We start from the raw sequence: 24,659 nt of genomic DNA on the forward strand, positions 1-24,659 counted from the left end.
GACTGCGCCAGCTCACGGAAGATTCAGAGTTTTTTGAACTACCGCCTCGGCCGACGCCTCCCACCTTAGAGACTGTGATCTGCCCGGAGCCCGCCATGGCCAAGCCCCTGCAGGAATACACGCGCAAGCGCAACTTCAACGCCACACCCGAGCCCAGCGGCAAACGCATCCGGGGCAAGCGGGCTCATGCGCTGCAGTTCTGCATCCAGAAACACGACGCCAGCCACTTGCACTACGACTTCCGCCTGGAACTCGATGGCACCTTGAAAAGCTGGGCGATCCCCAAAGGCCCATCGCTGGACCCCAAGGTGCGTCGCCTTGCAGTGCATGTGGAGGACCACCCGTTGGACTACGCCGATTTCGAGGGGCATATCCCTGAAGGCCACTATGGTGCAGGCGATGTGATCGTCTGGGACCGTGGCATTTGGGAGCCTGAAGGCGATGCGCATGAAGCCTACGCCAAAGGCAAGCTGCGTTTCCGCCTGCAAGGTGAGAAGCTTGGCGGCGTGTGGAACCTATTCCGCACCCAGTTGGCCGGCAAGAAAGAGCAATGGATGCTGGTCAAGTCACACGATGCCCAGGCGCGCAGCGAAGCGGAGTACAGCATTGTCGAGGCCCTGCCCGACAGCGTGCTCAGCGAGCGCACGCTGGTGCCGCGCAAACCCGCTGCAAAAAAAGCCGCTACACCGCGCAGTAGTCGTAAACGCCCCGGCAAAGCTCAGACTGCACCGTTGCCAGCGCAGTTGCAGCCGCAGCTGGCCACGCTAGTGGATTCTCCACCCAGCGGCGACTGGCGCTACGAAGTCAAGTTCGATGGCTACCGTATCCTGGCCCGCATCAAGGGCCAGGACATCCGCCTGTTCACCCGCAACGGCCATGACTGGAGCAGCAAGATGCCCCGGCAGGTTGCCGCCCTGCGCGCGCTCGGTATCGACTCGGCCTGGCTCGACGGTGAAATGGTGGTGGCTGATGAGAATGGCATGGCTGACTTCCAGGCGTTGCAGAACGCCTTCGATACCGAGCACGACGAACACATCACCTATTACCTGTTCGACCTGCCATTTCTGGGCGGTCAGGACCTGCGGCAGCTAACGCTACAAAATCGCCGCGATACATTGCGCCAACTGCTTGAGCACAACCATTCCGACGTCATCAAGTATTCCGCCGACTTCGACGAACCTGTCGAGTCACTGCTCGAAAGTGCCTGCCGGCTGAAGCTGGAAGGCCTGATCGGCAAGCGTGCTGACAGTGTTTACAGCGGCCGCCGCAGCCCGGACTGGATCAAGCTCAAGTGCAAGCAACGCCAGGAATTCGTGATCGTCGGTTACACCGACCCCAAAGGCAGCCGGAGCGGCTTTGGGGCCCTGCTGCTGGCCCTGCACGACAATGACAGTGGCGAGCTGCGCTATGCCGGGAAGGTAGGCACCGGCTTCAATTCCACGACACTGGCCAGCATCCACGCGCGGCTCAAGCCCCTGGAAATCGCCAAGCCAGCCCTGCCCTCGCCGCCCGCCGGTGCCCAGGCGCGTGGTGTGCACTGGCTGCGGCCGCAGCTGTTGGCCGAAGTTGCCTATGCCCAAATGACCCGTGACGGCATCGTGCGCCATTCGGTATTCCACGGCCTGCGCGATGACAAGGCAGCAACCGCCATTGACCTGGAGCGCGCCATGCCCGCCAAGACTGTATCCAACCGCAACAAGCAGGCCAAGGCGCCTGAAAACTTGGGTGAACTGCGGCTGACCCACCCCGACCGGGTCATCGATCCTTCAACTGGGGCGACCAAGCGCGAGGTTGCCGAGTATTACGCCGGCATCAGCCAGTGGATCCTGCCCCAGCTCAAGCACCGCCCGGTGGCATTGGTGCGCGCCCCGGACGGCTTGGGCGGAGAGCTGTTCTTCCAGAAAAACGCGGGCCAGCTGCATATACCCAACGTACTCAGCTACGAAAAGGACGAGGCAGGCCAGGCGGCGATGGTCATCAATCGCCCGGACACGCTGCTGGGCGCGGTGCAGATGAACATGCTGGAACTGCACACCTGGAACGCCACGGACAAGAATTTCGACAAACCGGACCGTTTCGTGCTCGACCTGGACCCTGACCCCGCGCTGCCCTGGAAGGCGATGGTGGAGGCGACCCAACTGACCCTCACCCTGCTAGACGAACTGGGCCTGAAGGTGTTCCTGAAAACCAGTGGTGGCAAGGGTATTCACGTCGTTGTCCCCTTGACCCGGCGAGCCGGCTGGGACGAGGTCAAAGACTTCAGCCACGCCATCGTCGGTTACCTGGCCAAGCTGTTTCCGGAGCGCCTGAGCGCGGTGTCGGGGCCGAAAAATCGCGTGGGACGCATCTTCATCGACTACCTGCGCAACGGCAAGGGCGCCACCACGGCGTGCGCCTACTCACTGCGTGCCCGTGAGGGGCTGCCTGTATCGGTGCCTATCTGGCGTGATGAGCTGGCGCACATCAAAGCCGCCAACCAATGGAACATCACCAACCTGCGCGAGCGCCTGGCGGAGGTCGACGACCCTTGGGCCGACATGGGCAAGGTACGCCAGTCGATCACCGCGCGCATGCGCAAGCAGCTAGGGCTCGAATGATGACGACCAAGCGATTGGACACGACCCGGGAGGCCCGACCATGAGCATCGTTCAGGACTTCAACCTGACCACCCTTGACCGCCTTCTACGCACCTTTGGCGAACGCCAGTTACCGCTCAATCTGGATACCCAATTGCCGCAACTGATCCAGGCGCTGCAAGCTGATCACCTCGACCTGCTGCCGCTGCCGGGGCAAGGCAACACCTTGCGTCGCTGGCAGACCTTGGCACGGGTGGCCGGTTGCGACCTGGCGCTGGCCAAGCTCTATGAGGGCCATACCGATGCCCTGGCGATCCTGGCGGAATGTGGCGCAGCGCACCACGCCAACGACGGCATTTGGGGCGTGTGGGCGGCAGAGCCGCCCGATGCACGGGTCCACATCACTGCGCGTGAAGGCGACCAGGTGCGCCTGAACGGCACCAAAGCCTGGTGTTCAGGTGCCTTGCAGATCGATCGCGCGCTGATTACCGCCTGGGATGAGGCCGAGCAGCCGCAATTGGTGGCAATCGAGCTGTCACAGCCAAGCCAGGGGCTGAACATCGAACACTGGCAGGCCGTTGGCATGGCCACCACCGCCAGTGTCGAGGTGGCTTTCAACGATACTCCAGGCACGCTCATTGGCACGCCAGGCCAATACCTCTCGCGTCCTGGTTTCTGGCAAGGCGGTGCGGGTATCGCCGCTTGCTGGTACGGCGCGGCCGAGGCGCTGGCGGATTACCTGCGTGAGCATTGCCGCAAACCCCGCCCAGACCCACATGCCGATGCGCATCTGGGGGCTGTGGACGCTGCGTTGCATGGCGCCCGTGCATCACTGCGTGAATGTGCTGCCTGGATCGATCAACAGCCCGGCGTGGATGCCAGTTTCGAAGTTCGCCGCACCCGCGCCCAGGTAGAACAGGCCGTAGAGCAGGTTATCAGCCACGTCGGTCGTGCCTTGGGGGCCACGCCGTTCTGTCGCAGCAGTCATTTTGCCCGGCTGAGCGCCGACCTGCCGGTGTTCCTTCGCCAGAGCCATGCCGAGCGCGATCTGGCGATGCTGGGCCAGCAGTTGGCCCATTTGCCAGCGGGGGTATGGCAGCTATGAACCAGAACCTGATCCAGTCCGCCGGTGGCACGCCCTGGACAGCCTGGCAGCATAGCGCGCACCTGGCGCGTGCAACCTGGCTCGACGCACGCCAACTGTGCCCGCCGGGGCGCCGGCTGGTATTGATTGCGCCGCATCCGGATGACGAAATTCTCATGGCCGGCGGCCTGCTGGCAGGCTTCAAAGGGCGCGAGGATGAGCTGGTGCTGGTCTCCGCCACCGACGGCGAAGGCAGCCACCCCGGCTCCAGCCATTGGACCGAGCATCGCTTGCGCCGCCAACGCCCTCAGGAAAGCCGACAGGCCCTGCAACAGCTCGACCTCGACCTTGAGCGCCTGGACTGGCGCAGGCTCCATCTGAAGGACGGCCAGTTGCCGCGCGAAGAAGCGTTTCTGGCCAGTCACCTCACGCAGTTACTTCGCCCCAATGATCTGCTGATGGCCACCTGGCGCAGTGACGGCCATTGCGATCACGAGGCCGTCGGCCGCGCCGCTGCGCAGGCGGCTGCAGCCCGTGGGGTGCAATTGGCTGAGGTACCGGTCTGGGCCTGGCACTGGGCTGAGCCTGACGACCCGCGCCTGCCATGGCCCCGTGCGCACCGTCTGCAGCTCGATGAAAGCCATTTGGCACGCAAGCGCAAAGCTTTGGCCGCTCACGTCAGCCAGCTGCAGCCGGACGGCGAGCAGCCGCCGGTGCTACCGCCGCACCTGTTGGATTGCCTTCTGCAACCTTTCGAACTGGTGTTCCTTTGAATGGAGCTGTCATGAGCCTCGATCCTCAGTATTTTGCCGAGCTATACGCCACCAATGAAGATCCTTGGGCCTTTCGCACCCGCTGGTATGAGAAGCGCAAACGCGAGCTGGTGATGGCCAGCTTGCCACGGCAGTGCTATCAGCGTGTGTTCGAGCCAGCCTGCGCGAATGGCGAGCTCAGTGCGCTGCTGGCCGAGCGCTGCGCTGACCTGCTATGCCAGGACCTGGACCCGACGGCCGTAGGCCTGGCCCGGGAACGCCTGGCGCACCTGCACAATGCTACGGTCGAGCGGGCCCGGCTACCAGGGGACTGGCCGGGCGGCCGCTTTGACCTGATCGTGCTCAGCGAGGTCGGCTATTACCTTGATCCCACCGACTGGCTGCAGGTGATCGAACAGTCGGTGGCCAGCCTTGGCTACGACGGCACGCTACTGGCCTGCCACTGGAAGCACCCTATCGCGGGTTGCCCGCAGGATGGTCGCGAGGTGCACCGTATGTTGACCCGGCATTTGCCGTTGCATCAGCAGTTCCGGCATGAGGAGGCGGACTTTTTGCTGGAGTGCTGGTCATGCCAGCCAAGCGTTGTCGATCTCGATGAGACGTGCCCATGATCGCCGTTGTCATCCCTGCGCATAACGAAGCCCGCCGCCTTGGGCGATGCCTGCGGGCGGTGCTGGTGGCTGCCCGGCAGACGCAGCAAGCGGGACTGCGCGTGGAAGTGCTGGTGGTGCTGGACCGCTGCAGCGACGGCAGCGCCGCCGTGGCGCGGCGTTTCGGTGTACACACGCTGGAGGTGGATGCCGGTAATGTCGGCATGGCACGTCGTGTTGGGGCGGCGCACATGGTCGAGCGTGGCGCCACGTGGCTGGCGTGCACTGATGCGGACAGCCGAGTCCCTGCGCACTGGCTGCTGTCGCAGCTGGCCTGTAGCGCCGAGGTGGTTTGCGGCACCGTGCATGTCGATTACTGGCAACCCTGGCAGACCGCCGCGCTGCGCAAGCTGTACCAGAGCCGCTACCAGGCGTGTGAAGGGCATCGGCATGTGCACGGCGCGAATCTGGGGGTATGTACCGATGCTTATGAGCGTGTAGGTGGCTTCCAGCCCCTGGCGGCGCATGAAGATGTGCAACTGGTCAGCGACCTGCAGGCCAGCGGTGCCCAGATCGTCTGGACCGCCAGGCATAGTGTGGCCACCAGCAGCCGGCGCGATAGCCGCGCCCGCGAGGGGTTTGGGGATTATTTAGCCGGGTTACAGGCGCAGTCCTGAAATCACTGGGATTTCGGCAGTGTTCATGAAGCTTTGCGCGCTTTTTTCACCGGTTTCTTGCCACCCAGGCTGCGCTTGAGCAGTTCGGTAAGGTCGAGGATGTCCGCACCTTTCTCGGCCCCACCTGCGTCGCCCTTCTCCACCGCCTCGATCTTGCCCTTGCTGGCTTTCTCTTCCACCAGGTCCATGATCGTCTGGCGGAAGGCGTCATGATAATCCTCAGGCTTCCAGGGCCCGCTCATGTCCTCTACCAGGCGCTTGGCCATCTCCAGCTCGCGCTTCTCCACCTTACTGTCGGTGACGCTGGAGTCCAGCTCCAGCGTTTCCAGCCCTCGCACCTCCTCAGGCCAGCGCAAGGTGATCATCACCAGCGCATCGTCCAGGGGCCGCAGCAGCGCCAGGTGCTGCCGGGTATGCAATACCACGGTGGCCAGGGCCACCTTGCCGGTCTTTTCCAGCGTCTCGCGCAGCAAGGCATACACCTTGCCGCCACGGCGGTCCGGTGTCAGGTAGTACGGCGTATCGAAATGCTGCAGCGGAATGTCGCCCGCTTCTACAAAGGAAAAGATATCGATGGTCTGGGTCGCTTCGGGCCGGGCCTTACGGATCTCCTCCTCACTGATCACCACGTAGCGGCCCTTCTCGAACTCTACGCCCTTGACGATATTGTCCTTGTCGATTTCCTTGCCGGTCACCTTGTTCACCCGCTTGTAGCCGACCGGCTCCATGCTGCGCTTGTCCAGCCAGTCGAAATCCACACGCTCGGTGCGCACGGCGGTATTGAGTGCCACGGGGATGTGCACAAGGCCAAAACTGATGGCGCCTTTCCAGATTGCCCGAGCCATGAGGGTGCTCCCAGGGTTGCCTGCTGATACCAGAAGTGACTGCGCCCGGCGACAAAGGTTTAGCTGCCCTGCCCTGCGGCAACCGTTACGCCTGGCTGAACAGCACCCGCTTGAACGCTTCGGCCGCCAGGTGCACCTGTACCGCCCAATCCCCCGCGGCTTCGCTGCCCGCATCATCGGAAATGTATTTCAGGCACACGAACGGAATACCTTCGTCACGCGCGATCAATGCCAGCACGTAGGCTTCCATGTCGACCACGTCGTAAGGCGCGTCGCCATGGTTGATTTCGAAGCTGTCACCGCTTCCACAGGTTTCCACCGCCAGGCCGGGAATTATCGCCCCGTGCTCGAGTACCACCGGGGTATCGGACAAGGGCGTTTCATAGCGGGCAAAGCCCAGCGCGGTCACATCCATGTCGCGTTGTACGAAGCGGTTACAGCACACGACTTCGCCCTTGCCATGACGCTGGCTGCCAGCCGAGCCCAGGTTGACGATAAGTCTGGGCCTGCGCGTTGCAATCGCCTTGGTCAGGGCGATAGCGGCATTGACCTTGCCAATGCCGGTGAACACGGTGTTCACCTCGGTAAAGACATCGCCAGCCTCGGCCTCGAGGGCAAAGACGAACAGCGTGTCATCCAGGGAAATGTCGGGGAATCGCTTGATCAGCATCATGGAGCAGGTGTTTCCGAGTGGCTGCAAAGGGCGCGGCCATTGTCGGTCAACCCGGGCTAAATGCAAGTCCCGGCAGCCACCACGGCGCTTAACGCCTGCCCTTTGCCAAGCCCGTCTGCCCTGGCCTGTGCCAGGCAGAGCGGCATGGGTACCATGACGCAGCACGTGCAGGGCCGTATCATGCTGCCTCAGCGGCTGCGGGTAACGGTGAGCGCCACGGCGGCGATGCGCTCGACCTGTTCGTAGCCTGGCTCAGCCAGTTGCTCGCCAAATACGTCGGGGTCGATTTCCCGATACACCCAAGCCCAGTCCGGACCGGCCAGGCGCAGGCGGATGGCTTCGAGCAGGGCGTCGCGGCCTTCGACAATGGCCACGCCGGTGTACAGCAGCAATGTACCGTGGCGGCTCAGCCGTTCGCGAGCCTGCTCCACGATACGCAGTGACAGGTCGACGCCTAGCGCGCCGCCACCGTGACGGTAGATGCGGGCGTTGGGGTCAAGCATGTAGGGCGGGTTGGCAACGATCAGGTCGAACGTACCGCTGATACCGTCCAGCAAGTCGCTGGGCTCGACCGAAAGGTTACTCACACCCGCCAAGGCTGCATTGATTGCCGTATAGCGCAGCGCCAGAGGGTTGATGTCAACGGCGCTGACCCGCGCGTGCTGGGCGGCGCGGGCAATCAGCAAGGCGCCCACCCCGCTACCACAACCGATATCCACTGCATGCTCGACCCGCTCGGTGCAGTGCTGGAGGTGATCGCGAATGACCTGGGCAAAGCGGTAACTGTCCGGGCCGAAGAACACGGCATCGCTGGCGTCGGTTGGATACGCCGAATGCAGCAACAGTAATTCATCCAGGCTGGACCAGCGTACCGTGCTGATCAGCCGTTCACCCTGTGCAACCAACGCCTGCGCACGTTCGAGCAACAGTAACTGATCTGCCGACAGCAAACCTGGCTCGAAAGGTCGGCTCCAGCCGAATATATCGCGCAGGGTGCTGGCCTGCACGCAGCCCTCGCGGGCATTGACGCGCGCGTGAGTGGCGGGTGTCACGCAGGTAAAGCGGTATCCATCGGCGCGCAGGCGCTGTCCCAGTTGTAGCAACGCCTGGTCTGCCTCGATTTGCCTGTGAGCGAGCATCATCAACGTGGTTCCTCCTGGCGCAGCCCGGTTACGCGCATGTAGGCGCGCGTGGCACACAAGCCGTCCGGCGTGGCGTGGTGGTTGCCGGCCATCCTCTGGATCAAGGCCTTGGGGGGCACATTCAAAGCGTCCTTGGGTATATCTTCAGGCACCTCGGGCAGCCCCCAACTGCCAGGGGACACGCGGCGGATGGACGGCTGCCAATCGTCGGCGATCCAGTCATGCCATAGCTGTTTTTCATAGGCGTTGAACACCCCGAACATCGCCGCGGTCGGCCCGTCGATCAGCGTCCACCAGCGACTGTTTACTGGCGGCTGCCCTCTGCGGATCCAACCCTGAGCCTGCAATGCGGCAACGAATGCGGGCATGGCGCCGGGTTCGGCCAGCCATTGATTGATCGTGCGCTGCTGCAGGCGGCAATGGTCGGCATGCATCAACTGGCCATAGACCCGCTTGCGCTCAAGGGCTGCAAACAATTCGCCTTGCAGGTCGAACTGGCGGATGAGGTCTGGCGTGGCGATACCCCGGTCATTCAGGCGGTAGCCTATGCGCGCCCTGGCGTAGAACGCCTGCGTATCATGCGCGGGGCTTAGCTGGTTCAGCGCCTGAATTGCCAGGCGGGCGTGGCCGCTGGCGGCATTGTCGATGGTCACATGCAGCTGAAAATACTGCGCGTCGATGCCCAGTTCGGCCAGTTCGTACGTAGTGATCAGCAAATGCAGCGGTGGCTGCTCATAACCGAGGTTGTAGCCAACCAACTCTGGCAGGTAAGTGTCGCAGTGCCGCCCCAAGGCAAGTTGCAGGACCCCTTGCAGATAACGTGTGTCATCCAGGGGCATGGCCTCTACGCAACCCAGGCGACCAAGCAGGCGCTGATAGATCAGCACATGGTTGCAGCGTGGATCACCGTTGCCGAGCTCTTCCAGATAGGTGCGAATCAGCCCGTGATAACGTGGATCGCGCCAGTGATACAGGGTGCCCTGCAGCCAGGCGCCGTCCACGGCCTTGGTCGGCGCAACCTGTTGCAGGAACCACAATGCGTGGGCGCGGTTGGAAAAGTAGCGCCGTGGCATGCCTTGACGGCGTTGTGCCCGGTAATGGGTGTAGGCCTTGGCAACCTTGGCAGTGTGCATCCTGCTCCAGGCCGGCAACTCGGACGGTGTGTCGGGCAAGTCGTCCGGCATGCTCGCTGCACCCGCCAGTTGCTCCTCCAGCCATGAGGCGCTGCCAGCATCCTGGCCTGCGAGCATTGCTTGGTAGCGTTGTCGCAGGCTGGTCGATTCGATGGCCACTTGCGCAGCGCCTGCGGTGTTGCGGTTCATCACCGTCATGCCGTGCTCCTTGTCTACTTATTGGCTCGGCTTTTGGCCCGGCATCGGCTCGGGGTCGGGCGCAGGCTGCGGTGCAGGCTTGGAATCAGGTTGCTGCATCTGCAGCGAAGGTTTGCTGGGGTCGGAATCTTTGCCGGGGTGGTCATTGTCGCGGTCGAAACAGCCGCCGACCAAGCTCAGCGAGCCCATCAGGATGATCAGTGGAGTCAGTCGCATGGGTACGCCCTTCGATGATTGCAGTGCCAGGTCGCCCCGGCACTGCGCCTCGGTCAGTTACAAACACAGTTACGAACGGCCGCCCTTGTGCCCCGACTCGCGGTCGTGGGGCATGTTGCCGCCCGAGGACTGGCCGCCCTTGCGACCGGCTTCGGAAGCTTTTTCACGGTCATTGGCGAAATTGCCCGGGTTCTTGTTGCCGCCTTGGCTCCCTTGCTGATTGCCGGTGCGGCTGTTGTCTTTAGTGGCCATGGTGTTCAAACCTCATATGACTTCGGAATGCACGGCAAGCTGCCGTACACAGATTCGGAGTTCGGCGATATCGGCAGATTCGCTTTATTACGAGAGGTTCGGACCGGTGGCATTAAATAAGCGACATTGCCATATTTGGCGCGCGTGTCAGTGGTGCGGCGGGCTATCCATGCGCGCCTGGCGGCGACCCAGCCAGCCACCTGTCGCGGCCCAGCCCACGGCAAGCAGCGCACCGATCAGCATCGCCAATTGCGGATGCTCGCCCAACACGTCCAGCGCACGCTTGACCCAGCCGCTCAGGGCATCGCCGCCACGGTAGACCACCGTGTCGATGAAGTTCTTGGCTTTGTACTTGTCCTCGGCGGGCAGCACGGTGAACAGCATCTCCCGCCCCGGCCGTACCAATGCGTATTCACCCGCCCGACGCACCACCATTACCACCACGAACAGGGCGAAAACCGGGGCCAGTGCCAGCCACAAGAAACCGGCAGCCATCACCAGCGGCACTGCAACCAGCAACACACCGACCCCCAGCCGACGGGCCAGGCGCCCGGTAACAAAGACCTGGGTAAGGATGGCCAGGGCCTGCACAACTGTGTCGATCAGGCCGAACACCTGTGTCTGCCGGGTGCGGTCAGTGAAGGTTTCGCTGACAATACGCGCCTGCTCGAAGTACAAGAATGTGCTGACGCTGGCCAGCAACACCACGAACAAAGCGATGCCTAGCAGATAGGGCGAGCGCAGGACGGCGGTGGCGCCGGTAAACGGGTTGCCGCCCAGCGGCCGAGAGTCCTGGTGCCGGGTTTGCATCGGCACGGGCTGGCGTGCTCGCCAACGTTGCAGAAACAGTGTCGCGCCGACACTGCCCAGCAGCAATAGCGCCGCCAGCACCAGCAACCCGGCATGGCCGAGCGGCGCCACCAGCAAGGTGCCAAGCATGGGACCACTGAGCCCGCCCAGGCTGGCCCCGGCTGCCAGCAGGCCGAACAGCCGCTTGCCTTGGGCGGTGGAAAACAGATCGGCGAGCACGCTCCAGGCCAGCGAGATCGTCAGCAAATTGAACACCGACAGCCAGATGTAGAAAGCCCGGGCGGTCCAGAGATCGTCAGGGTTACCGGCCAACAGTGCCGCGAACAGCAACAGGTTGCTGACGAAAAAACCATAGGTCCAAGGCAGGATATGCCTGCGCTGCACCTTGGAGGCCAGCCAGCCAAACAGCGGCAGGCACGCCAACGTGGCAATGAAGGTGCCGGTGAACAACCACTGCAGGTTTTCCACGCCACCGGCAACGCCCATGGTTTCGCGGACCGGGCGCAGCATGAAGTAACCGGTGAACAGCAGGTAGAACACAAGCAAACCGGCGACTACCGCCGGCCCCTCCCCAGGCTGGATGTTCAGCGCTTGGTCCAGGCGCCGCCAGGCTTGCATGGTGTCAGGCAAACTGCTTGATCAGCGCCTGTTGCTGCGCCTGGGTGAGCATTGGCCCATGCCCCGCCTTGAGCTGATCGAGCTGGCGATCAGGCCGACTGGTAGCAGGTATGACCGTGGTCACTGCCGGGTGGCTGATGGCGAACTTGAGAAATAGCTGTGCCCAGCTGCCTATGCCTGCTTCGGCAGCCCAGCCCGGCAAGGCCTGGCCCTTGACCCGGGCGAATAGTCGGCCATCGTCGAAGGCCCGGTTGATCAGTACCGCAACACCCTTGTCCTGACACAGTGGCAGCAGTTCACGGGCGGCGGCGGGGGCGTTGACCGCGTAGTTGATCTGGATGAAGTCAAGCGGCTCGCTGCGCACGATACGGGCGACGTCATCGTGGCCGCTGTTCAGGTAATGGGTGATGCCGACATAACGTGTCCCGCCCTGCTGCTTCAGCTCGCGGGCATAAGGCAGCTGGGTCTGCCAGTCACGCAGGTTGTGAATCTGCAGCAAGTCCACCTTGTCGGTACGCAGGCTCTTGAGGCTGCCGACCCACTGCGCCTGGGCTTCAGCCCGGCTATTGGCGGCGATCTTGGTGGCAATGAAGCACTGGCGGTGCCAGCCGCCCTCTTCCAGCAACTGGCCGAGAATGCTGTCGGCCCCCCCGTAGTTGGGCGAGGTGTCGATCACCCGGCCGCCGCCTTCGAAGAACGCCTTCAGCACGGTTTTGAGCTGAAGATATTGGGGGGAGCCGCTTTCTACCTCGAAACTGCCGGAAGTACCGGCACCGATCACCGGCAACGCTTCGCCGGTGGACGGTACTTTACGGGCCAGCAAACCCGCTGGCACCGCAGCGTGCAGCCAACGGCTGGCGGCAGCCAGCAACCCCAAAGCTGCACCTGCGCGTAGGACATCACGACGTGCGTACACGGAAAATCTCCCGTCACGAACCGGAAACTTTCAAGGCTAGCCGCTCTGTCACTCGCCTGCGGGTGTTTCTGTATCTGGATGTTTAATGATCAGGCATGCAGCAATGGGCCCAGATCAACCCCCGTCTCGCCCATCGGCGGGCACCAGTAGTAGCCACCCGTCAGCGGGCGGCTAAAGCGGTACAATCCGTCGATGATGCCGTCTTCCAGGCCACTCATGCGCCGCAATTGCACTTCGAATGCATCGAAACTCTTGCCCAAGGCGACGAAGGCCAGGCCGGCGCCGCGCTGGTCGGCCCAGGCTACCGAGCGACGGACCATGAACGCTTCGGGTTCAAAGCTTTCCTGGGCAGTGCGCTTGACGTGCGCGGACTCGGGGGCATCGTCGAGCTCTTCGTTGTCGCTCAGGCGGCGGCCGATGATATTGTCCTGGTCAGCCTGGGGCAGCGACTTGAAGTATTCCAGGTCGTGCTTCCACAGCTGGAACGCGGCAAAGCTGGAACCATCGGCGGCAATGGCCGCCTGTACGGCATCTTCGTCCACCGGGTTTTCGGTGCCGTCTTCGTAACCGGTAAGGTCATGGCCACCGCGGTGCAGGAAGCCATCAACGCTGTCGGCCAACTGCAGGGCGGGTGCCAGCGCCTGCTCCAGGGCCTGGGCGCGCAGCAGCAGGTCGCCACGTTCGTCGCCACGCAGCCACAGCCACAGGGCGTGTTGGGTGCTGGGGTTCTCCACTGCGGCATCCAGCAGCGGGAAAGCGCGCAGGCCTGGTACTTCACGGCCCAGAGCCTTGACCAAGGGGGCGCCTATGCCGAGCAACAGTTGTTCGCCATCGACCTGCGGCAGCAAGGCATCCAGCGCGGCAGGCAACGCCTCGGGCGACTGCAGGGTGAAGAACAGGTGACGGGCGTGGGCCGGCACCGGGGTGGCAAGCAGACCTTGCTGGAACGGCATATCAGGCTAATCCTAGGGTAAAAGCGGAATGCTACTTCGCCTGCATGCCTGCTGCAATGCGGCATGCAGCCTCGGCAGCTGCTGTGCTTGGTAACAAACGGTTACCAAGAGCTGGCCCTTTGCAATTAGCTATCAATCAAGGGTGACCTACACTGCTGCAGATCCTTCGCCCGAGAGTCCACTCATGACCGCCTCGCCCCTGCTTACTGCGTTTCTCCCGCTAGCCTTGGGCATCATCATGCTTGGCCTTGGTTTGTCACTGACCCTGGCTGACTTCGCTCGTGTAGTGAAGTACCCAAAGCCCGTGGTGGTGGGCCTGGTGTGCCAGATCCTGCTGTTGCCGCTGGTGTGCTTCCTGATCGCCAACGGCTTTGGCCTGGAATCTGCCCTGGCAGTGGGGTTGATGCTGCTGGCTGCTTCGCCGGGCGGTACCACGGCCAACCTGTTCAGCCATCTGGCCCACGGTGACGTGGCGTTGAACATCACCCTGACGGCGGTCAACTCACTGATCGCGATCCTGACCATGCCGTTGCTGGTGAACCTGTCGCTGAGTTGGTTCATGGCCTCGGACCAGGCTATTCCACTGCAGTTCGCCAAGGTCATGCAGGTGTTCGCCATCGTCTTGCTGCCGGTGGCGCTGGGCATGCTGATTCGCCATTTTGCCCCGGCGTTCGCTGCGCGCATGGAAAAGCCGATGAAGCTGGTGGCTGCGCTGTTCCTGGCCTTCACCATCGTCCTGGCACTGGCCAAGGACTGGCAGACGGTGGTCGAGTACGCACCGGTGGTGGGCCTGGCGGCGCTGCTGTTCAACCTGCTGAGCCTGACGGTGGGCTATTGGGTGCCGCGGCTGTTGAACATTCCCAAGCGTCAGGCGATTGCCATTGGTATGGAGATTGGCATCCATAACGGGACCTTGGCGATTGCCCTGGCGTTGAGCCCTTCGCTGCTGAACAACGCGACCATGGCGGTGCCGGCTGCGTTGTACAGCTTGATCATGTTCTTTACCGCGGCCGGTTTTGGCTGGTGGGTGAGCCGCGGGCATGTGGCGGCAGACCCCAAGGGTGAACCAGTGAACTGACGTCACTCAATGCCCGGAGGTGCCGGGCCTGTCAGGGATGCGTCACGATTGGCTGCGCCTGCTGCGCAGTTGCTGCTTCAACACCTTCAGCGGCGGCGCATAGAAAAAACCGAACGACACACCCCCCGTGCGCCCCTTCACCGCATGATGCAAGCGGTGCGCACGGTGCAAGCGTTTCAGGTAGCGATTGACCGGCCGCGGCTTACGCGGCCAATGCCGGTGAAAGAAGCCGTCGTGGGCCAGCACATACAGCGCCCCATAGCCTGCCACACCACCGCCCACCCACTGCAAAGGCGCATACCCACTTTTACCCAGTGCCACCAGCGCCGTGGCGATCAGCCCCAGGGCCACCAGGTACAGGTCGTTGGTTTCGAGCATGCCCAGGTGTGGCTCATGGTGCGAGCGGTGCAGCCACCAGCCCCAGCCATGCATGATGTACTTGTGAGCTAGCGTACCAACGCCCTCCATGGCCACCAGGGTGCCGAACAATACGGCGAGATTGAACAGCATGGAACGGTCCGGGTGATGGCAAAGGGAGGCGCAAGGTTACCGGCTGCCCAGGTTTTTTTCCATGTGGGCGTGACCGGCTGCAGGCCGTTCCCGCATGAAGCCATTGTCATGTTTTTGCCCTTGACCTGCTCTGCCACGCGGCGTATGGTCCGCGACGCAATTTTGCCTTCCTCAACAGGAGACCTGCCTTGGACAGTAGCCCCAGTCGCTTGCGACAGGCCCGCGTGGCGCGCTAGCCCGGCAGTGTTCTGCACTGTCTGGCCGCTCCGGCAAGACGGTGGTTTCCTGTAACCCCGCTTCTCCTTCCCTCCTCGTGGTCCTGCGCAATTTCTGGTTTTTCAACCGCGCCAACTGATGGCGTTCATGCGGGCGTATGCCTGCGGAAGAGGTTTGCTATGGATTGGAAAGTATTTCTGCTGCGCGTCAGCATTGCCTTGGTGCTGGGGGCGCTGATCGGTGCCGAGCGGCAATTGCGCCAGCGCCTGACCGGCCTGCGCACCAATGCGCTGGTCAGTACCGGTGCCTGCCTGTTCGTATTGATGACCCAGGCGGTGCCAGGCATGGCGCCTGCCGATGCGTCGCGCGTCGCAGCCTATGTGGTGTCGGGCATCGGCTTTCTCGGCGGTGGTGTCATCATGCGCGATGGCTTCAATGTACGTGGCCTGAACACCGCGGCCACCTTGTGGTGCACGGCTGCGGTCGGCGTGCTGTGCAGCCTCGGGCTGATGATGGAGGCGGCACTGGGCAGCCTGGTGGTGCTCTGCGCCAACATCTTGTTGCGTGATATCGCCCAGCGCCTCGACCGTCAGGATGTGGTGCCGGCCAACGAGGTGGAACAGCATTTCGAAGTCCGTATCGTCTGTCGCGGCGAGGATGAGATCCAGGTGCGTAGCCTGATGTTGCATAGCCTGGGCGACCCACAACTGCGCCTGCAGTCGTTGCAGAGCCAGGACCTGGACAACCCTGCGCGCCTGGAAGTGCGCGCGGAGCTGTTGGGCACCGCGCAGGCGCCGGCGCAACTGGAGCGCCTGGTCAGCAGGGTCAGCCTGGAGAAAGGTGTAAGCTCGGTGCGCTGGCAATTAAAGCCGCAGGTGCTGGCGACGGATTAGAACGACAGGAGTGATTCATGCTTATCCGCCCTACCCTTGAACAGGACATAGAGTGGCTGCCGGACGTCGAGCGCTCGGCAGCCCAGGCATTTGTCAGTTGGCCGGCACTGGCCTGGCTGGCGCAAGGCGAAGTCATGGACTGTTCGGCGCACAGGGCTTTCGTCGAGGCAGGTGGTAGTTGGGTGGCGCAGGACGGGGCTGGGTGCATTGTGGGTTTTGCATGCGCCCGGCTGGCGGATCATGCATTGCACCTTCATGAAATATCGGTGCGCCAGGAGGCCCAAGGGCAAGGTGTCGGGCGCCAGTTGCTGCAGCAAGTGGTCGATGCAGGGCGCTGCGCCGGTGTACGTGAGCTGACACTGACCACCTTTGTGGATGTGCCTTGGAATGCGCCGTTCTATGCACGTTTCGGGTTTGAGATGCTTCAGGAAAGCCGGCTTTGCGAACGACTCCAGAGCATCCTCGCGAGCGAGCATGCTCACGGTCACAGTGGGCGTTGTGCAATGCGTCTGCGCGTTTCGCCGCCTCTCACCCTATAGTTCAGTGTCGCGCGGTCTAAACCGGCAGCGAAAAAGATTAAACCTTTGCCACGCCTTCACCCTCAACCGTACGCGACACTGAGGTCGCGCCACGGTTTAAGGAGTGAAGCATGAATAGTCTCTTCATCAGACGCGTTGGTTTCTCCATGGTGCTGGGCCTGGCATCGGTACACGCAATGGCGGCGACTTCCGATGATTTCGTCGAAGCGGCCACCGAGGCCGGTATTGCCGAAGTGGTGACTGGCAAGCTGGCTCAGGAGAAAAGCCAGAACGCCGAGATCAAGACATTCGCCCGGCAAATGGTCACCGACCACACCCAGGCCAACCAGAAACTCAGCGACATAGCCGTCAAACTGGACATTTCCGTGCCGGATGAGGCCGCAATGACCGACAAGGTCAAGAAAATGATCCTGGAATGGCGCGATGAATCCTTCGACAAGGCGTACCTCAACAATCAGGTCGACGCTCACGAAAAAGCGGTGGAACTGTTCAAGAAGGAGGCTGCTTCGTCCGACAAGGCCGAGCTGAAAGCCTTTGCCAGCGAAACGCTGCCCAAACTCGAACAGCACCTGGAGCAGGCCAAGGCTCTTCAGTCCAAGCACGGCAAGTGAGGCCCCTCATGAGTAACGATGCATTGAAGACCGAAGTACTTACCCGCCTGCTGCATGCCCACCCCGAAGGGCTGGGTAAGGAAGTGCTGGACAACTACCGCGGCGAAAAGGCGGTGGCCGGCATGCTCAAGACGCTGCAGGAAGCCGGTCTGATTCACGACGGTAGCGTGGCGGTAAGCAGTGATCATCAGATCAGCGTGCACTACCCGATCAAGCTGTCGGCGGCAGGCGTAGAGGCCGCCAGGCGCGCCGAGGGCTGACACTTACCTGGTCTGGTCTTGTCGCCAGCAAGCCCGCCCCGAGGGATAGCGCATGGCTTGCCGGCGATGAGGCCAGTCATCAAGGCCGTGGTTCACTGCTTTTTCTCAATGTCTCTAGGCGGCTTGGCCGGGCCCTGCGGGTCGACTTGAGGGTCTTCGACATCCGGGGAGTCGGGGTCGAAACCAAGGTCTGTCTTTTTATCGGCCTGCTCGGTCGAGTGAGGCCCCTCTTTACGTGGTGGTTGAGATCCAGGCATGGCGTTGTCTCCGGTGAGTGTCTAAGGAAGAAACCACCCGCCAGGAAAAGTTTGATTAATCTGCAACCGAGCCCAATTGCGCCCGACACTGCGCCAACGCCTCGTCGCGTGCCTTCAACTGTTCCTCGAGCCACTGCAACTGCCGCGCCTGCTCGGCGCACACGTCCCGTCTGGCTTCCAGACTCTGGGCTTGCACATCCAACTGGCGGCGCATCTCTTCGCTGGCGCCTTGTGCCTGGGCCAGGATCGTGCGCAGGCCCTGGATCTGCGCATCGCGCTGTTCCAGCAACTCATCCTGCGCCCGGCATTCACTGGCCGCCTGACGATGCTCTCCCAGCAACCGCTCATTGTCACGGTGCAAGCGGGTAAGTTCGTCCTGCTTGATGATCATGCCCTGCTGCAACTGGCGTAATTCCACCTGCATCTGCTGCAACTGCGCTTCGTGGCGGCGCTGTTCCTGCTCACGCTGTTCACGGCTGGCATTGCGGTAGTGCTCCAAGGCGTCACGGGCATGGCGGTGCTTGTCTTCCAGCGATTTGACCTGCTCGTCCTTGTCAGCCAGGCGCACCTGCAACTCACCCAGCGACTGGTTGAGGCTGGCACTGCGCAGCTGTTCGGCTTGCAGCGTGCTCTGCGTGGACAACAGTTTTTCTGTCTCTGCAGCCAATGCTGCTGCATCGATCTTGTGTTGCTGGTGCGCTGCAGCCCGTGCCTGCTGGGCGATTTCCAGCTGCGCCTCAAGCGTCTCGCGCTGTTGCGTGAAAGTGCTCTCGGCCTGTTCGATCTTCAGATCGGCCTCGTCCTGCAGCTGGGTTGCCAACTGCCCGACCAGCCGACTAAGCACATCGCTGAGCGCGGCGCCCCCTTCGGAAGCCATCGGCTGCTGGCCGTTCAGTTCCTTCAGGTAGCGGTGAATCGTGGTCTTGGAGCCGGTATTGCCCAGCTCGATACGTATGGCATCAATGCTGGGGTTCTCGCCCCGGGCAATCAGCGCCTGACGCGCTTGCTGCACTACCACCTTGTTGATACCGCCCCGGGCCATGCGTGCTCCTAAAAATTCGTACTATGTTATGTACCACGTAATGACATGCCAATTATGGAGATAACGCATGGCACCTGCAAATAATTCCTACCGCCTCATAATCACTTTTTTGCATGTGCGCGCTTGGTGCCTTGGTCGCAAATATGCCCCCAGGTCAACTGTCATTTCTAACAATTTACTGCAATCCACTTTCGGGAGTTAATCGGCTACAAGTACACAACAGTGGTGAATCGCGATGCCCCCCAAGGACTTGAGTCAACCCTCGATCATGACGGTATTGTCCAAGCCAGATTTAAACGAGTACTGGGACCGCCATGCGTCACGCAAACGCAACACCCTCAGCGAAAAAATCATCTATGACGAGGAGGCCGGCTTCGGCATTTACAAGTTTGGAGCGCTCGATCTAGGCACCGCCTTCATGCGCTTCGGCGAAGACCTGTTACTGGTCGTTCAGCGCGTCTTGAGGTACATGGGGTTTCGCACAAGAATACGCTCAGGCACCATCACCCAGCGCATTTATGAAATCAATCAGGCTTGGTATTCTGACGCCGACGTTGTCGTGATGATGACCTTGTCAGCGCCACTCAAGTATACAATCGACAATGAAGGAAGCCTTACGCTTAGGCTGCCCGCTGGGGCTACAATTCACCATAACGGCAGTGGTTACCCTAAAGAAATGGTGGACGACCTCATACAAGAGCGCGGTATTAAACTACCCTCTGCCGTGCCACCCACCGGGATACTATTGGGTGATACCATCGGCCAGTTCACAGACGGCGACCCCCTCATGCTGTTCCAGGTTCCAGCGCCCTCGACGCCCTCAAGCCCGGACACCTTGAGCGTTAACGGCGAACGACTAACCGGACCTGTGGGGTTTGGGATTATCTATCAGGACACCGCCTTCCCCGAGCTGAAGCAGGGTCACCCACCCCGAGACAGGGACACAGCTGTGTCATTGTTCGCGCCGAAGGAAATGATAGATTTCATGAATGGCGCCTACTATCCAGCGAGCGGTGCTTATTCTGCCGAATTCGCGCTGAATAGCGCGTTCGAGGCTACAGATAGCGCCTCTGAACCTGCAGTGCCTGCGTCAATCTACCCACTACTGAAGGAAGTGTATGCGGGTGCTGAAAAGCAGGCGCTCACGTTGGAGCCTGCAACCCCCAATAGCCAATTCACCTTTGACGGTGAGGCACTGGGTGAGCTGAAACAAGAGAGCGGAAGCTGGTTTTACTACCCACCCGCCCCTCTTGACCCTGCTGTCATACTTGAGGTAAACAACAAAACCAATGTCCCCGCAGCGTTGTCGGCGACAGTGCCTGAATACCCATTGGTCGCCGATGTAATCAAGGCGCAAGTTGGCAGTCAATACGCGACGTCGACGTTCTTGACACCCTTGTTCGGGGAGACCCACTTTTTTAAAGCATCCCTTTCTTCAGGAAAAGTCAAACTCACCCTGTTCTACTCAAGTTTCGAACACGATGAACCGATTGAAGTCAGTGCGGAAAATACCCAATGGGTCAGAATCACAGGGAATGGCAATATCGATAAAAGTGGCGTTTTCACCCCTGCCGCTGACCAACCTAGCCCTTTTACCGTCTGGCTGGCGAGAGACATTGAGGACGATCATTATTATTATTGGGCATCTGTCGTTTTGCCGCTGCCGATACTCGAGCCTGCTAAAGTGCTACAACTCATCAATGGTTGAAGTCAGCGCCATACCCACACTCCGATGATTCCGTCGATGCAGCCACCGAAACCGGCATTGCTGAAGTGGTGACCGGCAACGGAAGCTGCAGGCTCGCCACCTTGTGTCGGTAACGCTTTGCCGCCACCATGGAAGTCCAGCACCGATCACCGACAGAAAATGACCCTGGAAAACTACAAGGCAATCGCCGACAGCATCGCCCTGCTGCTGTATCCGCACGCTGAAGTCATCGTCCATGAACTGCACAGCCAGACGGTCGTGCACATCGCCAACAACTTCTCCCGGCGCAAGCTGGGCGATGATTCGGCGATCGATCACGAACTGGACGATGTGCTTGCCGGTGCCAACCTTGGCCCTTACGAGAAGCTCAACTGGAACGGCCAGAAGATCCGCTCTATCAGTACCGTACTGCGCAACTCGCAGGGCGACCCCGAATACCTGATGTGCATCAATCTGAACGTGTCGGTACTGGAGCAAGCCCGCGTGGCGCTCGATGCGTTCTTCCAGATGAGCCGGCTGGTACCGCAACCTGACTCGCTGTTCCGCAATGACTGGCAGGAACGTATCAACACCTTCCTGCATGCCTGGCTGCAAGAGCGCAGCTTGTCGCTGCAGACTTTACAGATGAAGGATAAACGCAGCCTGGTGCAGGCGCTGTACGCTGAAGGCGCGTTCGAAGGGCGAAGTGGTGCTGACTATGTCGCGAACGTTCTGAGCATGGGTCGAGCCACCGTTTACAAGTACCTGAAAGAGCTCAAGGGCTAACTACCCGCCGCTTGGCCGAACTGGCAGCCTGTCAGGGTGTTGCCAGCGATTGCCCTCGCCCACTTGCCTTGAGTAGATTGATATTCTACTGTGGATAAATATTCCACAAGGAGCGCAGCATGCCAGTCGCTACTGTTTCACCGACCGTTGTCGATGCCCGATACCTCGATGCACTGTACACTTCCATAAGGGAAGCCCACGGCGCGCTGCGCCCCGCCGTCAGCATCACGCCGCTGACGCGCAGCGCCCATCTGTCGGCACTGACCGGCTGTGAAGTGCTGCTCAAATGCGAACACCTGCAGCACACCGGTTCATTCAAGTTTCGCGGTGCCAGCAACAAGGTGCGCCTGCTGCCGGCCGAGGTGCGCAAGCAGGGGGTGATAGCCGCGTCTTCCGGCAACCATGGGCAGGCACTGGCCTTGGCCGGCAAGATGGCTGGCGTGCCAGTGAAGGTCTACACCACCACGGGCGCATCGGCATACAAAATAGAGGCAATGCGCGCGCTGGGCGCCGAAGTGGTCTGCCTGCCTACCGACCCGCTGAGTGCAGAGCTGGAAGCAGCCAGGCAAGCCGAGGCCCACGGCGTACCCTTCGTGTCCCCCTACAACGACCTGCAAGTCATTGCCGGCCAGGGCACCATAGGCATGGAGTTGTTTGAGCAGGCGCCAGACCTGGACGCGGTGTTCGTTGCCGTGGGCGGTGGCGGGATGATTTCCGGCATCGGCGCCGCCCTGCGCGTCCTCAAGCCGGGCACTGAGATCATCGGCTGCTGGCCGGCGAATGACCCAACGCTGCAGCAATCACTCAAGGCTGGTGAAATCATCGAATTGGATGCCTGCGAAACGCTGTCGGACGGCACGGCTGGCGGCGTCGAGCCAGGCTCGATCACCTTCCCGCTTTGCCAGGCGCTGCTCACCGATACTGTGCTGGTCAGCGAGGACGAAATCCGCTGCGCCATGCGCGACATCGCCAGCAGTGAGCGCTGGATCATCGAAGGCGCTGCAGCGGTTGCGGTCGCCGGCATGCAAAAGCTCGCCGAGCGCTATCAGGGCAAGCGTGTCGCGGTGATCCTGTGTGGCCGTAACATCCTGCTGGAAAAGTTCCTCGAGGCCGTTCAATGAAGGTCTTCAGCAAGGCGCAGATCATCGCCCGCTTCAACCCGGAGCTCGCGGTCAGCCAACTGGAGGAAGGCTTCATCGCCTATTCCGAAGGCAAGGTGCAGGTGCCGCCCGTGCAGGGCTTCGCATTCAAGGGCGCGAACGGTGACTGTTGCGTGAAGTCGGCCTACATCGAAGGCAGCCCGACCTTCACCGTCAAGCTTTCGACAGGCTTCTACGACAACCCGTCCAAGGGCCTGCCGAGCAATGACGGTCTGATGCTTGTGTTGTCTGCACACACCGGTCAGCCGCTGGCACTGCTGCAGGACCAAGGCTGGCTGACTGCCATGCGCACCGCATTGGCCGGGCGTATCGCTGCCCGGCTGCTGGCGCCGGCCCAGGTCAAGGCCATTGGCATCCTCGGCACCGGCATGCAGGCGCAGATGCAGCTTGAGCAGCTTCGCGCTGTTACTGATTGTCGCCAGGTGATTGTCTGGGGTCGGCATGAACGCGGGCTTGCGGCCTATACGGCATTTGCCCGCGAGCTGGGCTTCGCAGTGCACAGCACGCAGGATGCTGCCGAGGTTGCGGGCGCGGCAAACCTGATCGTCTGCACCACGCCTTCTCGCCAGGCGCTGTTGCACAGCGATTGGGTCCAGCCGGGCACGCATATCACCGCCGTCGGTGCCGATGCGCCCGGCAAGCAGGAACTGGACCCGGCACTGGTGGCCAGGGCGGACCGCATCATCGTCGACGCCATCGCGCAGTGCAGCCAGTACGGCGAAGTGGCCCATGCCCTCGGCAGTGGCCAGATCGACGCTCACCAGCTGATCGAGCTGGGTACGCTGCTGGCTGGCCGTGCCAAGGGGCGTGAGCACGACAGCCAGATTACCTTGGCGGACCTGACCGGTGTGGCAGTGCAGGATGCACAAGTCGCAAGCTACGCCCTGGCAGCCCTGTGCACCTGAGGCGACAACAGCGTCAGCGCAAACGTTGCACCTGCGCTGGCGTGCGCTGCATCAGCACCTTGCCATTGCGTACCGATACCAACGCGTGCCCCTGGCTGCGCACCATCTCGTAATCATCCGGCGCCGACAGCAGCAACAGGTTCGCCGGCCGACCCACCTCGATGCCATAGCGCTCGCCCAGGTTCAGGGTGCGGGCGCTGTTGTCGGTAATCAGGTCCAGGCAGCGCTGCAGGTCTTCATAGCCGAGCATGTGACAGATGTGCAGGCCGGCTTCGAGAATGCGCAGGATATTGCCATTGCCCAGTGGGTACCACGGGTCGACGATGGAGTCCTGGCCGAAGCACACGTTCATGCCGGCGCGGTCGATCTCGGCCACGCGGGTCACGCCACGACGTTTCGGGTAGTTGTCGAAGCGCCCTTGCAGGTGAATGCTCTCGGTCGGGCACGACACGAAGTTGATGCCCGACAGCTTGAGCAGGCGGAACAGCTTGTAGCAATACGCATTGTCATACGAGCCCATGGCCACGGTGTGGCTGGCCGTGACCCGGGCCCCCATGCCGCGTACCCGCGCTTCTTCGGCCAACACTTCGAGGAAGCGCGATTGCGGGTCGTCGGTCTCGTCGCAGTGCACGTCCACCAGGCAGCCGGTACGCTCGGCCAGGTCCATCAGGAACTTCACCGACGATACACCCTGGTCGCGGGTATTTTCGAAATGCGGAATGCCGCCGACGACGTCGGCGCCAATCGCCACGGCTTCAGTCATCAGCGCCCGGCCGTTGGCGTACGACTCGATACCCTCCTGCGGGAAGGCGACGATTTGCAGGTCGATCAGCTCACGCACCTCGTCACGTACCTCGACCATGGCCTTGAGCGCGGTGAGTTTTGGGTCGGTCACATCGACATGGGTGCGCACATGCTGGATACCGTGGTCCACCAGCATGCCGATGGTTTTTTTCGCACGGGTCTTGATGTCGTCGTGGGTGGTGATTTCCTTGCGCTCCGACCAGCGCTCAATGCCTTCGAACAACGTGCCGCTCATGTTCCACTTCGGCTCACCCGCGGTCAGCGTGGCATCAAGATGAATATGCGGCTCGACAAAGGGCGCGACCACCAGGTTTTGCCCGGCGTCCAGGTCATTGACCGTAGCGGGCGCCACGACGTCGGTCTGGGGCACGATGGCGGCAATGCGCTCGCCGTTCAGTTCGACGCGGAACAGGCCAGGCTTGCCGCGCAGGCGTGCGTTGATGATGTTCATGCTG

General features: G+C 61.8%; 26 protein-coding genes and 2 pseudogenes. 14 read left to right on the forward strand and 14 right to left on the reverse strand.

Annotated features, from left to right (window positions below; all coding sequences use genetic code 11):
• The first annotated feature begins 95 nt into the window (after positions 1–95).
• From ligD to AC3B5Q_RS13620, 5 genes are read left to right on the forward strand one after another with little or no spacing between them, the layout of a single operon-like run.
• Complete coding sequence (gene ligD, locus AC3B5Q_RS13600; protein ID WP_103470321.1) at positions 96–2,597, forward strand: DNA ligase D; 2,502 nt, start codon at positions 96–98, stop codon at positions 2,595–2,597.
• A 40-nt stretch (positions 2,598–2,637) separates the two neighbouring features.
• On the forward strand, positions 2,638–3,681 hold the full coding sequence (locus AC3B5Q_RS13605; RefSeq protein WP_103444394.1) for an acyl-CoA dehydrogenase family protein: 1,044 nt from the start codon (positions 2,638–2,640) through the stop codon (positions 3,679–3,681).
• Positions 3,678–4,433: a PIG-L deacetylase family protein gene (locus tag AC3B5Q_RS13610; RefSeq protein ID WP_103444393.1), complete on the forward strand. Its 756-nt coding sequence runs from the start codon at positions 3,678–3,680 to the stop codon at positions 4,431–4,433. Before AC3B5Q_RS13605 ends, AC3B5Q_RS13610 begins: the two co-directional genes overlap by 4 nt.
• Before the next feature lie 11 nt (positions 4,434–4,444).
• On the forward strand, positions 4,445–5,044 hold the full coding sequence (locus AC3B5Q_RS13615; RefSeq protein WP_021784723.1) for a class I SAM-dependent methyltransferase: 600 nt from the start codon (positions 4,445–4,447) through the stop codon (positions 5,042–5,044).
• Positions 5,041–5,700 (forward strand): glycosyltransferase family 2 protein, encoded by a 660-nt coding sequence (locus AC3B5Q_RS13620; protein WP_275966888.1) that lies wholly within the window; start codon positions 5,041–5,043, stop codon positions 5,698–5,700. The genes AC3B5Q_RS13615 and AC3B5Q_RS13620 overlap by 4 nt, the downstream gene beginning before the upstream one ends.
• Positions 5,701–5,723: 23 nt before the next feature.
• On the opposite strand, the gene ku is transcribed toward AC3B5Q_RS13620, so the two are convergent.
• The 10 genes and pseudogenes from ku to AC3B5Q_RS13670 form a co-directional block, all read right to left on the reverse strand.
• Positions 5,724–6,545: a non-homologous end joining protein Ku gene (gene ku, locus AC3B5Q_RS13625; RefSeq protein ID WP_021784725.1), complete on the reverse strand. Its 822-nt coding sequence runs from the start codon at positions 6,543–6,545 to the stop codon at positions 5,724–5,726.
• Between the two features lie 85 nt (positions 6,546–6,630).
• Positions 6,631–7,218, reverse strand: a complete 588-nt coding sequence (locus AC3B5Q_RS13630) for a phosphorylase family protein (protein ID WP_021784726.1) — start codon at positions 7,216–7,218, stop codon at positions 6,631–6,633.
• Between the two features lie 56 nt (positions 7,219–7,274).
• Positions 7,275–7,392: pseudogene (locus AC3B5Q_RS13635) on the reverse strand (carboxylate-amine ligase); the annotation flags it as partial.
• 14 nt (positions 7,393–7,406) lie between these two features.
• On the reverse strand, positions 7,407–8,360 hold the full coding sequence (locus tag AC3B5Q_RS13640; protein WP_021784727.1) for a methyltransferase: 954 nt from the start codon (positions 8,358–8,360) through the stop codon (positions 7,407–7,409).
• Positions 8,360–9,691 carry an iron-containing redox enzyme family protein gene (locus AC3B5Q_RS13645; protein ID WP_021784728.1) on the reverse strand — a complete coding sequence of 444 codons (1,332 nt, stop codon included), beginning with the start codon at positions 9,689–9,691 and terminating at the stop codon, positions 8,360–8,362. Before AC3B5Q_RS13645 ends, AC3B5Q_RS13640 begins: the two co-directional genes overlap by 1 nt.
• A gap of 18 nt (positions 9,692–9,709) precedes the next feature.
• Positions 9,710–9,907 carry a hypothetical protein gene (locus AC3B5Q_RS13650; RefSeq protein WP_021784729.1) on the reverse strand — a complete coding sequence of 66 codons (198 nt, stop codon included), beginning with the start codon at positions 9,905–9,907 and terminating at the stop codon, positions 9,710–9,712.
• Between the two features lie 69 nt (positions 9,908–9,976).
• A pseudogene (locus AC3B5Q_RS13655) lies at positions 9,977–10,102 on the reverse strand (con-10 family general stress protein); the annotation flags it as partial.
• Positions 10,103–10,306: 204 nt separating this feature from the next.
• Complete coding sequence (locus AC3B5Q_RS13660) at positions 10,307–11,587, reverse strand: NTP/NDP exchange transporter (protein ID WP_021784730.1); 1,281 nt, start codon at positions 11,585–11,587, stop codon at positions 10,307–10,309.
• A 4-nt stretch (positions 11,588–11,591) separates the two neighbouring features.
• Complete coding sequence (locus AC3B5Q_RS13665; protein ID WP_031322623.1) at positions 11,592–12,503, reverse strand: aldo/keto reductase; 912 nt, start codon at positions 12,501–12,503, stop codon at positions 11,592–11,594.
• A gap of 89 nt (positions 12,504–12,592) precedes the next feature.
• On the reverse strand, positions 12,593–13,456 hold the full coding sequence (locus AC3B5Q_RS13670; RefSeq protein WP_021784732.1) for a Dyp-type peroxidase: 864 nt from the start codon (positions 13,454–13,456) through the stop codon (positions 12,593–12,595).
• A 184-nt stretch (positions 13,457–13,640) separates the two neighbouring features.
• On the opposite strand from AC3B5Q_RS13670, the gene AC3B5Q_RS13675 reads away from it, so the two are divergent.
• On the forward strand, positions 13,641–14,534 hold the full coding sequence (locus AC3B5Q_RS13675) for a bile acid:sodium symporter family protein (RefSeq protein ID WP_021784733.1): 894 nt from the start codon (positions 13,641–13,643) through the stop codon (positions 14,532–14,534).
• Positions 14,535–14,576: 42 nt separating this feature from the next.
• On the opposite strand, the gene AC3B5Q_RS13680 is transcribed toward AC3B5Q_RS13675, so the two are convergent.
• On the reverse strand, positions 14,577–15,044 hold the full coding sequence (locus tag AC3B5Q_RS13680) for a sterol desaturase family protein (RefSeq protein WP_021784734.1): 468 nt from the start codon (positions 15,042–15,044) through the stop codon (positions 14,577–14,579).
• Between the two features lie 395 nt (positions 15,045–15,439).
• On the opposite strand from AC3B5Q_RS13680, the gene AC3B5Q_RS13685 reads away from it, so the two are divergent.
• From AC3B5Q_RS13685 to AC3B5Q_RS13700, 4 genes are all read left to right on the forward strand, one after another.
• Positions 15,440–16,153, forward strand: a complete 714-nt coding sequence (locus AC3B5Q_RS13685) for an MgtC/SapB family protein (protein WP_021784735.1) — start codon at positions 15,440–15,442, stop codon at positions 16,151–16,153.
• 17 nt (positions 16,154–16,170) lie between these two features.
• Positions 16,171–16,692, forward strand: a complete 522-nt coding sequence (locus tag AC3B5Q_RS13690; RefSeq protein ID WP_021784736.1) for a GNAT family N-acetyltransferase — start codon at positions 16,171–16,173, stop codon at positions 16,690–16,692.
• A 110-nt stretch (positions 16,693–16,802) separates the two neighbouring features.
• Positions 16,803–17,303, forward strand: a complete 501-nt coding sequence (locus AC3B5Q_RS13695) for a DUF4142 domain-containing protein (RefSeq protein WP_021784737.1) — start codon at positions 16,803–16,805, stop codon at positions 17,301–17,303.
• Positions 17,304–17,311: 8 nt separating this feature from the next.
• Complete coding sequence (locus AC3B5Q_RS13700) at positions 17,312–17,563, forward strand: hypothetical protein (protein ID WP_004374436.1); 252 nt, start codon at positions 17,312–17,314, stop codon at positions 17,561–17,563.
• A 92-nt stretch (positions 17,564–17,655) separates the two neighbouring features.
• Here AC3B5Q_RS13700 and AC3B5Q_RS13705 read toward each other — a convergent pair whose 3' ends face one another.
• Together AC3B5Q_RS13705 and AC3B5Q_RS13710 are read right to left on the reverse strand one after the other, a co-directional pair.
• Positions 17,656–17,820: a DUF6021 family protein gene (locus AC3B5Q_RS13705; protein ID WP_172402784.1), complete on the reverse strand. Its 165-nt coding sequence runs from the start codon at positions 17,818–17,820 to the stop codon at positions 17,656–17,658.
• A 55-nt stretch (positions 17,821–17,875) separates the two neighbouring features.
• Positions 17,876–18,862: a DNA-binding protein gene (locus AC3B5Q_RS13710; protein ID WP_103462510.1), complete on the reverse strand. Its 987-nt coding sequence runs from the start codon at positions 18,860–18,862 to the stop codon at positions 17,876–17,878.
• A gap of 235 nt (positions 18,863–19,097) precedes the next feature.
• On the opposite strand from AC3B5Q_RS13710, the gene AC3B5Q_RS13715 reads away from it, so the two are divergent.
• The 4 genes from AC3B5Q_RS13715 (at position 19,098) to AC3B5Q_RS13730 (ending at position 23,400) form a co-directional block, all read left to right on the forward strand.
• Positions 19,098–20,570, forward strand: coding sequence for a hypothetical protein (locus tag AC3B5Q_RS13715; RefSeq protein ID WP_103470326.1), 1,473 nt, complete (start codon positions 19,098–19,100; stop codon positions 20,568–20,570).
• A gap of 159 nt (positions 20,571–20,729) precedes the next feature.
• Entirely contained in the window at positions 20,730–21,335 is a 606-nt protein-coding gene (locus AC3B5Q_RS13720) for a helix-turn-helix transcriptional regulator (RefSeq protein WP_103462512.1), read from the forward strand.
• A 119-nt stretch (positions 21,336–21,454) separates the two neighbouring features.
• Positions 21,455–22,456, forward strand: coding sequence for a threonine/serine dehydratase (locus AC3B5Q_RS13725; RefSeq protein ID WP_488392631.1), 1,002 nt, complete (start codon positions 21,455–21,457; stop codon positions 22,454–22,456).
• Entirely contained in the window at positions 22,453–23,400 is a 948-nt protein-coding gene (locus tag AC3B5Q_RS13730) for an ornithine cyclodeaminase family protein (protein ID WP_103462514.1), read from the forward strand. The genes AC3B5Q_RS13725 and AC3B5Q_RS13730 overlap by 4 nt, the downstream gene beginning before the upstream one ends.
• Positions 23,401–23,413: 13 nt before the next feature.
• Here the strand turns inward: AC3B5Q_RS13730 and codA are convergent, their stop codons facing one another.
• The gene (gene codA, locus AC3B5Q_RS13735) at positions 23,414–24,655 is read right to left on the reverse strand and encodes a cytosine deaminase (protein WP_014590988.1); all 1,242 of its coding nucleotides are present in this window, start codon (positions 24,653–24,655) and stop codon (positions 23,414–23,416) included.
• Positions 24,656–24,659 lie beyond the last annotated feature (4 nt).

It is taken from the genome of Pseudomonas sp. D5(2026) (assembly GCF_057766845.1).

Excerpts from the sequence above, each read along its gene's own strand:
- AC3B5Q_RS13650 (WP_021784729.1), bottom strand. The coding sequence starts at position 9,907 with ATGCGACTGACTCCACTGATCATCCTGATGGGCTCGCTGAGCTTGGTC.
- AC3B5Q_RS13605 (WP_103444394.1), top strand. The coding sequence starts at position 2,638 with ATGAGCATCGTTCAGGACTTCAACCTGACCACCCTTGACCGCCTTCTA.
- AC3B5Q_RS13620 (WP_275966888.1), top strand. The coding sequence starts at position 5,041 with ATGATCGCCGTTGTCATCCCTGCGCATAACGAAGCCCGCCGCCTTGGG.
- AC3B5Q_RS13675 (WP_021784733.1), top strand. The coding sequence starts at position 13,641 with ATGACCGCCTCGCCCCTGCTTACTGCGTTTCTCCCGCTAGCCTTGGGC.
- AC3B5Q_RS13610 (WP_103444393.1), top strand. The coding sequence starts at position 3,678 with ATGAACCAGAACCTGATCCAGTCCGCCGGTGGCACGCCCTGGACAGCC.
- AC3B5Q_RS13670 (WP_021784732.1), bottom strand. The coding sequence starts at position 13,456 with ATGCCGTTCCAGCAAGGTCTGCTTGCCACCCCGGTGCCGGCCCACGCC.
- AC3B5Q_RS13710 (WP_103462510.1), bottom strand. The coding sequence starts at position 18,862 with ATGGCCCGGGGCGGTATCAACAAGGTGGTAGTGCAGCAAGCGCGTCAG.
- ligD (WP_103470321.1), top strand. The coding sequence starts at position 96 with ATGGCCAAGCCCCTGCAGGAATACACGCGCAAGCGCAACTTCAACGCC.
- AC3B5Q_RS13725 (WP_488392631.1), top strand. The coding sequence starts at position 21,455 with ATGCCAGTCGCTACTGTTTCACCGACCGTTGTCGATGCCCGATACCTC.
- AC3B5Q_RS13615 (WP_021784723.1), top strand. The coding sequence starts at position 4,445 with ATGAGCCTCGATCCTCAGTATTTTGCCGAGCTATACGCCACCAATGAA.
- codA (WP_014590988.1), bottom strand. The coding sequence starts at position 24,655 with ATGAACATCATCAACGCACGCCTGCGCGGCAAGCCTGGCCTGTTCCGC.
- AC3B5Q_RS13715 (WP_103470326.1), top strand. The coding sequence starts at position 19,098 with ATGCCCCCCAAGGACTTGAGTCAACCCTCGATCATGACGGTATTGTCC.
- AC3B5Q_RS13640 (WP_021784727.1), bottom strand. The coding sequence starts at position 8,360 with ATGATGCTCGCTCACAGGCAAATCGAGGCAGACCAGGCGTTGCTACAA.
- AC3B5Q_RS13630 (WP_021784726.1), bottom strand. The coding sequence starts at position 7,218 with ATGATGCTGATCAAGCGATTCCCCGACATTTCCCTGGATGACACGCTG.
- AC3B5Q_RS13695 (WP_021784737.1), top strand. The coding sequence starts at position 16,803 with ATGAATAGTCTCTTCATCAGACGCGTTGGTTTCTCCATGGTGCTGGGC.
- AC3B5Q_RS13685 (WP_021784735.1), top strand. The coding sequence starts at position 15,440 with ATGGATTGGAAAGTATTTCTGCTGCGCGTCAGCATTGCCTTGGTGCTG.
- AC3B5Q_RS13720 (WP_103462512.1), top strand. The coding sequence starts at position 20,730 with ATGACCCTGGAAAACTACAAGGCAATCGCCGACAGCATCGCCCTGCTG.
- ku (WP_021784725.1), bottom strand. The coding sequence starts at position 6,545 with ATGGCTCGGGCAATCTGGAAAGGCGCCATCAGTTTTGGCCTTGTGCAC.
- AC3B5Q_RS13730 (WP_103462514.1), top strand. The coding sequence starts at position 22,453 with ATGAAGGTCTTCAGCAAGGCGCAGATCATCGCCCGCTTCAACCCGGAG.
- AC3B5Q_RS13690 (WP_021784736.1), top strand. The coding sequence starts at position 16,171 with ATGCTTATCCGCCCTACCCTTGAACAGGACATAGAGTGGCTGCCGGAC.
- AC3B5Q_RS13645 (WP_021784728.1), bottom strand. The coding sequence starts at position 9,691 with ATGACGGTGATGAACCGCAACACCGCAGGCGCTGCGCAAGTGGCCATC.
- AC3B5Q_RS13680 (WP_021784734.1), bottom strand. The coding sequence starts at position 15,044 with ATGCTGTTCAATCTCGCCGTATTGTTCGGCACCCTGGTGGCCATGGAG.
- AC3B5Q_RS13700 (WP_004374436.1), top strand. The coding sequence starts at position 17,312 with ATGAGTAACGATGCATTGAAGACCGAAGTACTTACCCGCCTGCTGCAT.
- AC3B5Q_RS13660 (WP_021784730.1), bottom strand. The coding sequence starts at position 11,587 with ATGCAAGCCTGGCGGCGCCTGGACCAAGCGCTGAACATCCAGCCTGGG.
- AC3B5Q_RS13705 (WP_172402784.1), bottom strand. The coding sequence starts at position 17,820 with ATGCCTGGATCTCAACCACCACGTAAAGAGGGGCCTCACTCGACCGAG.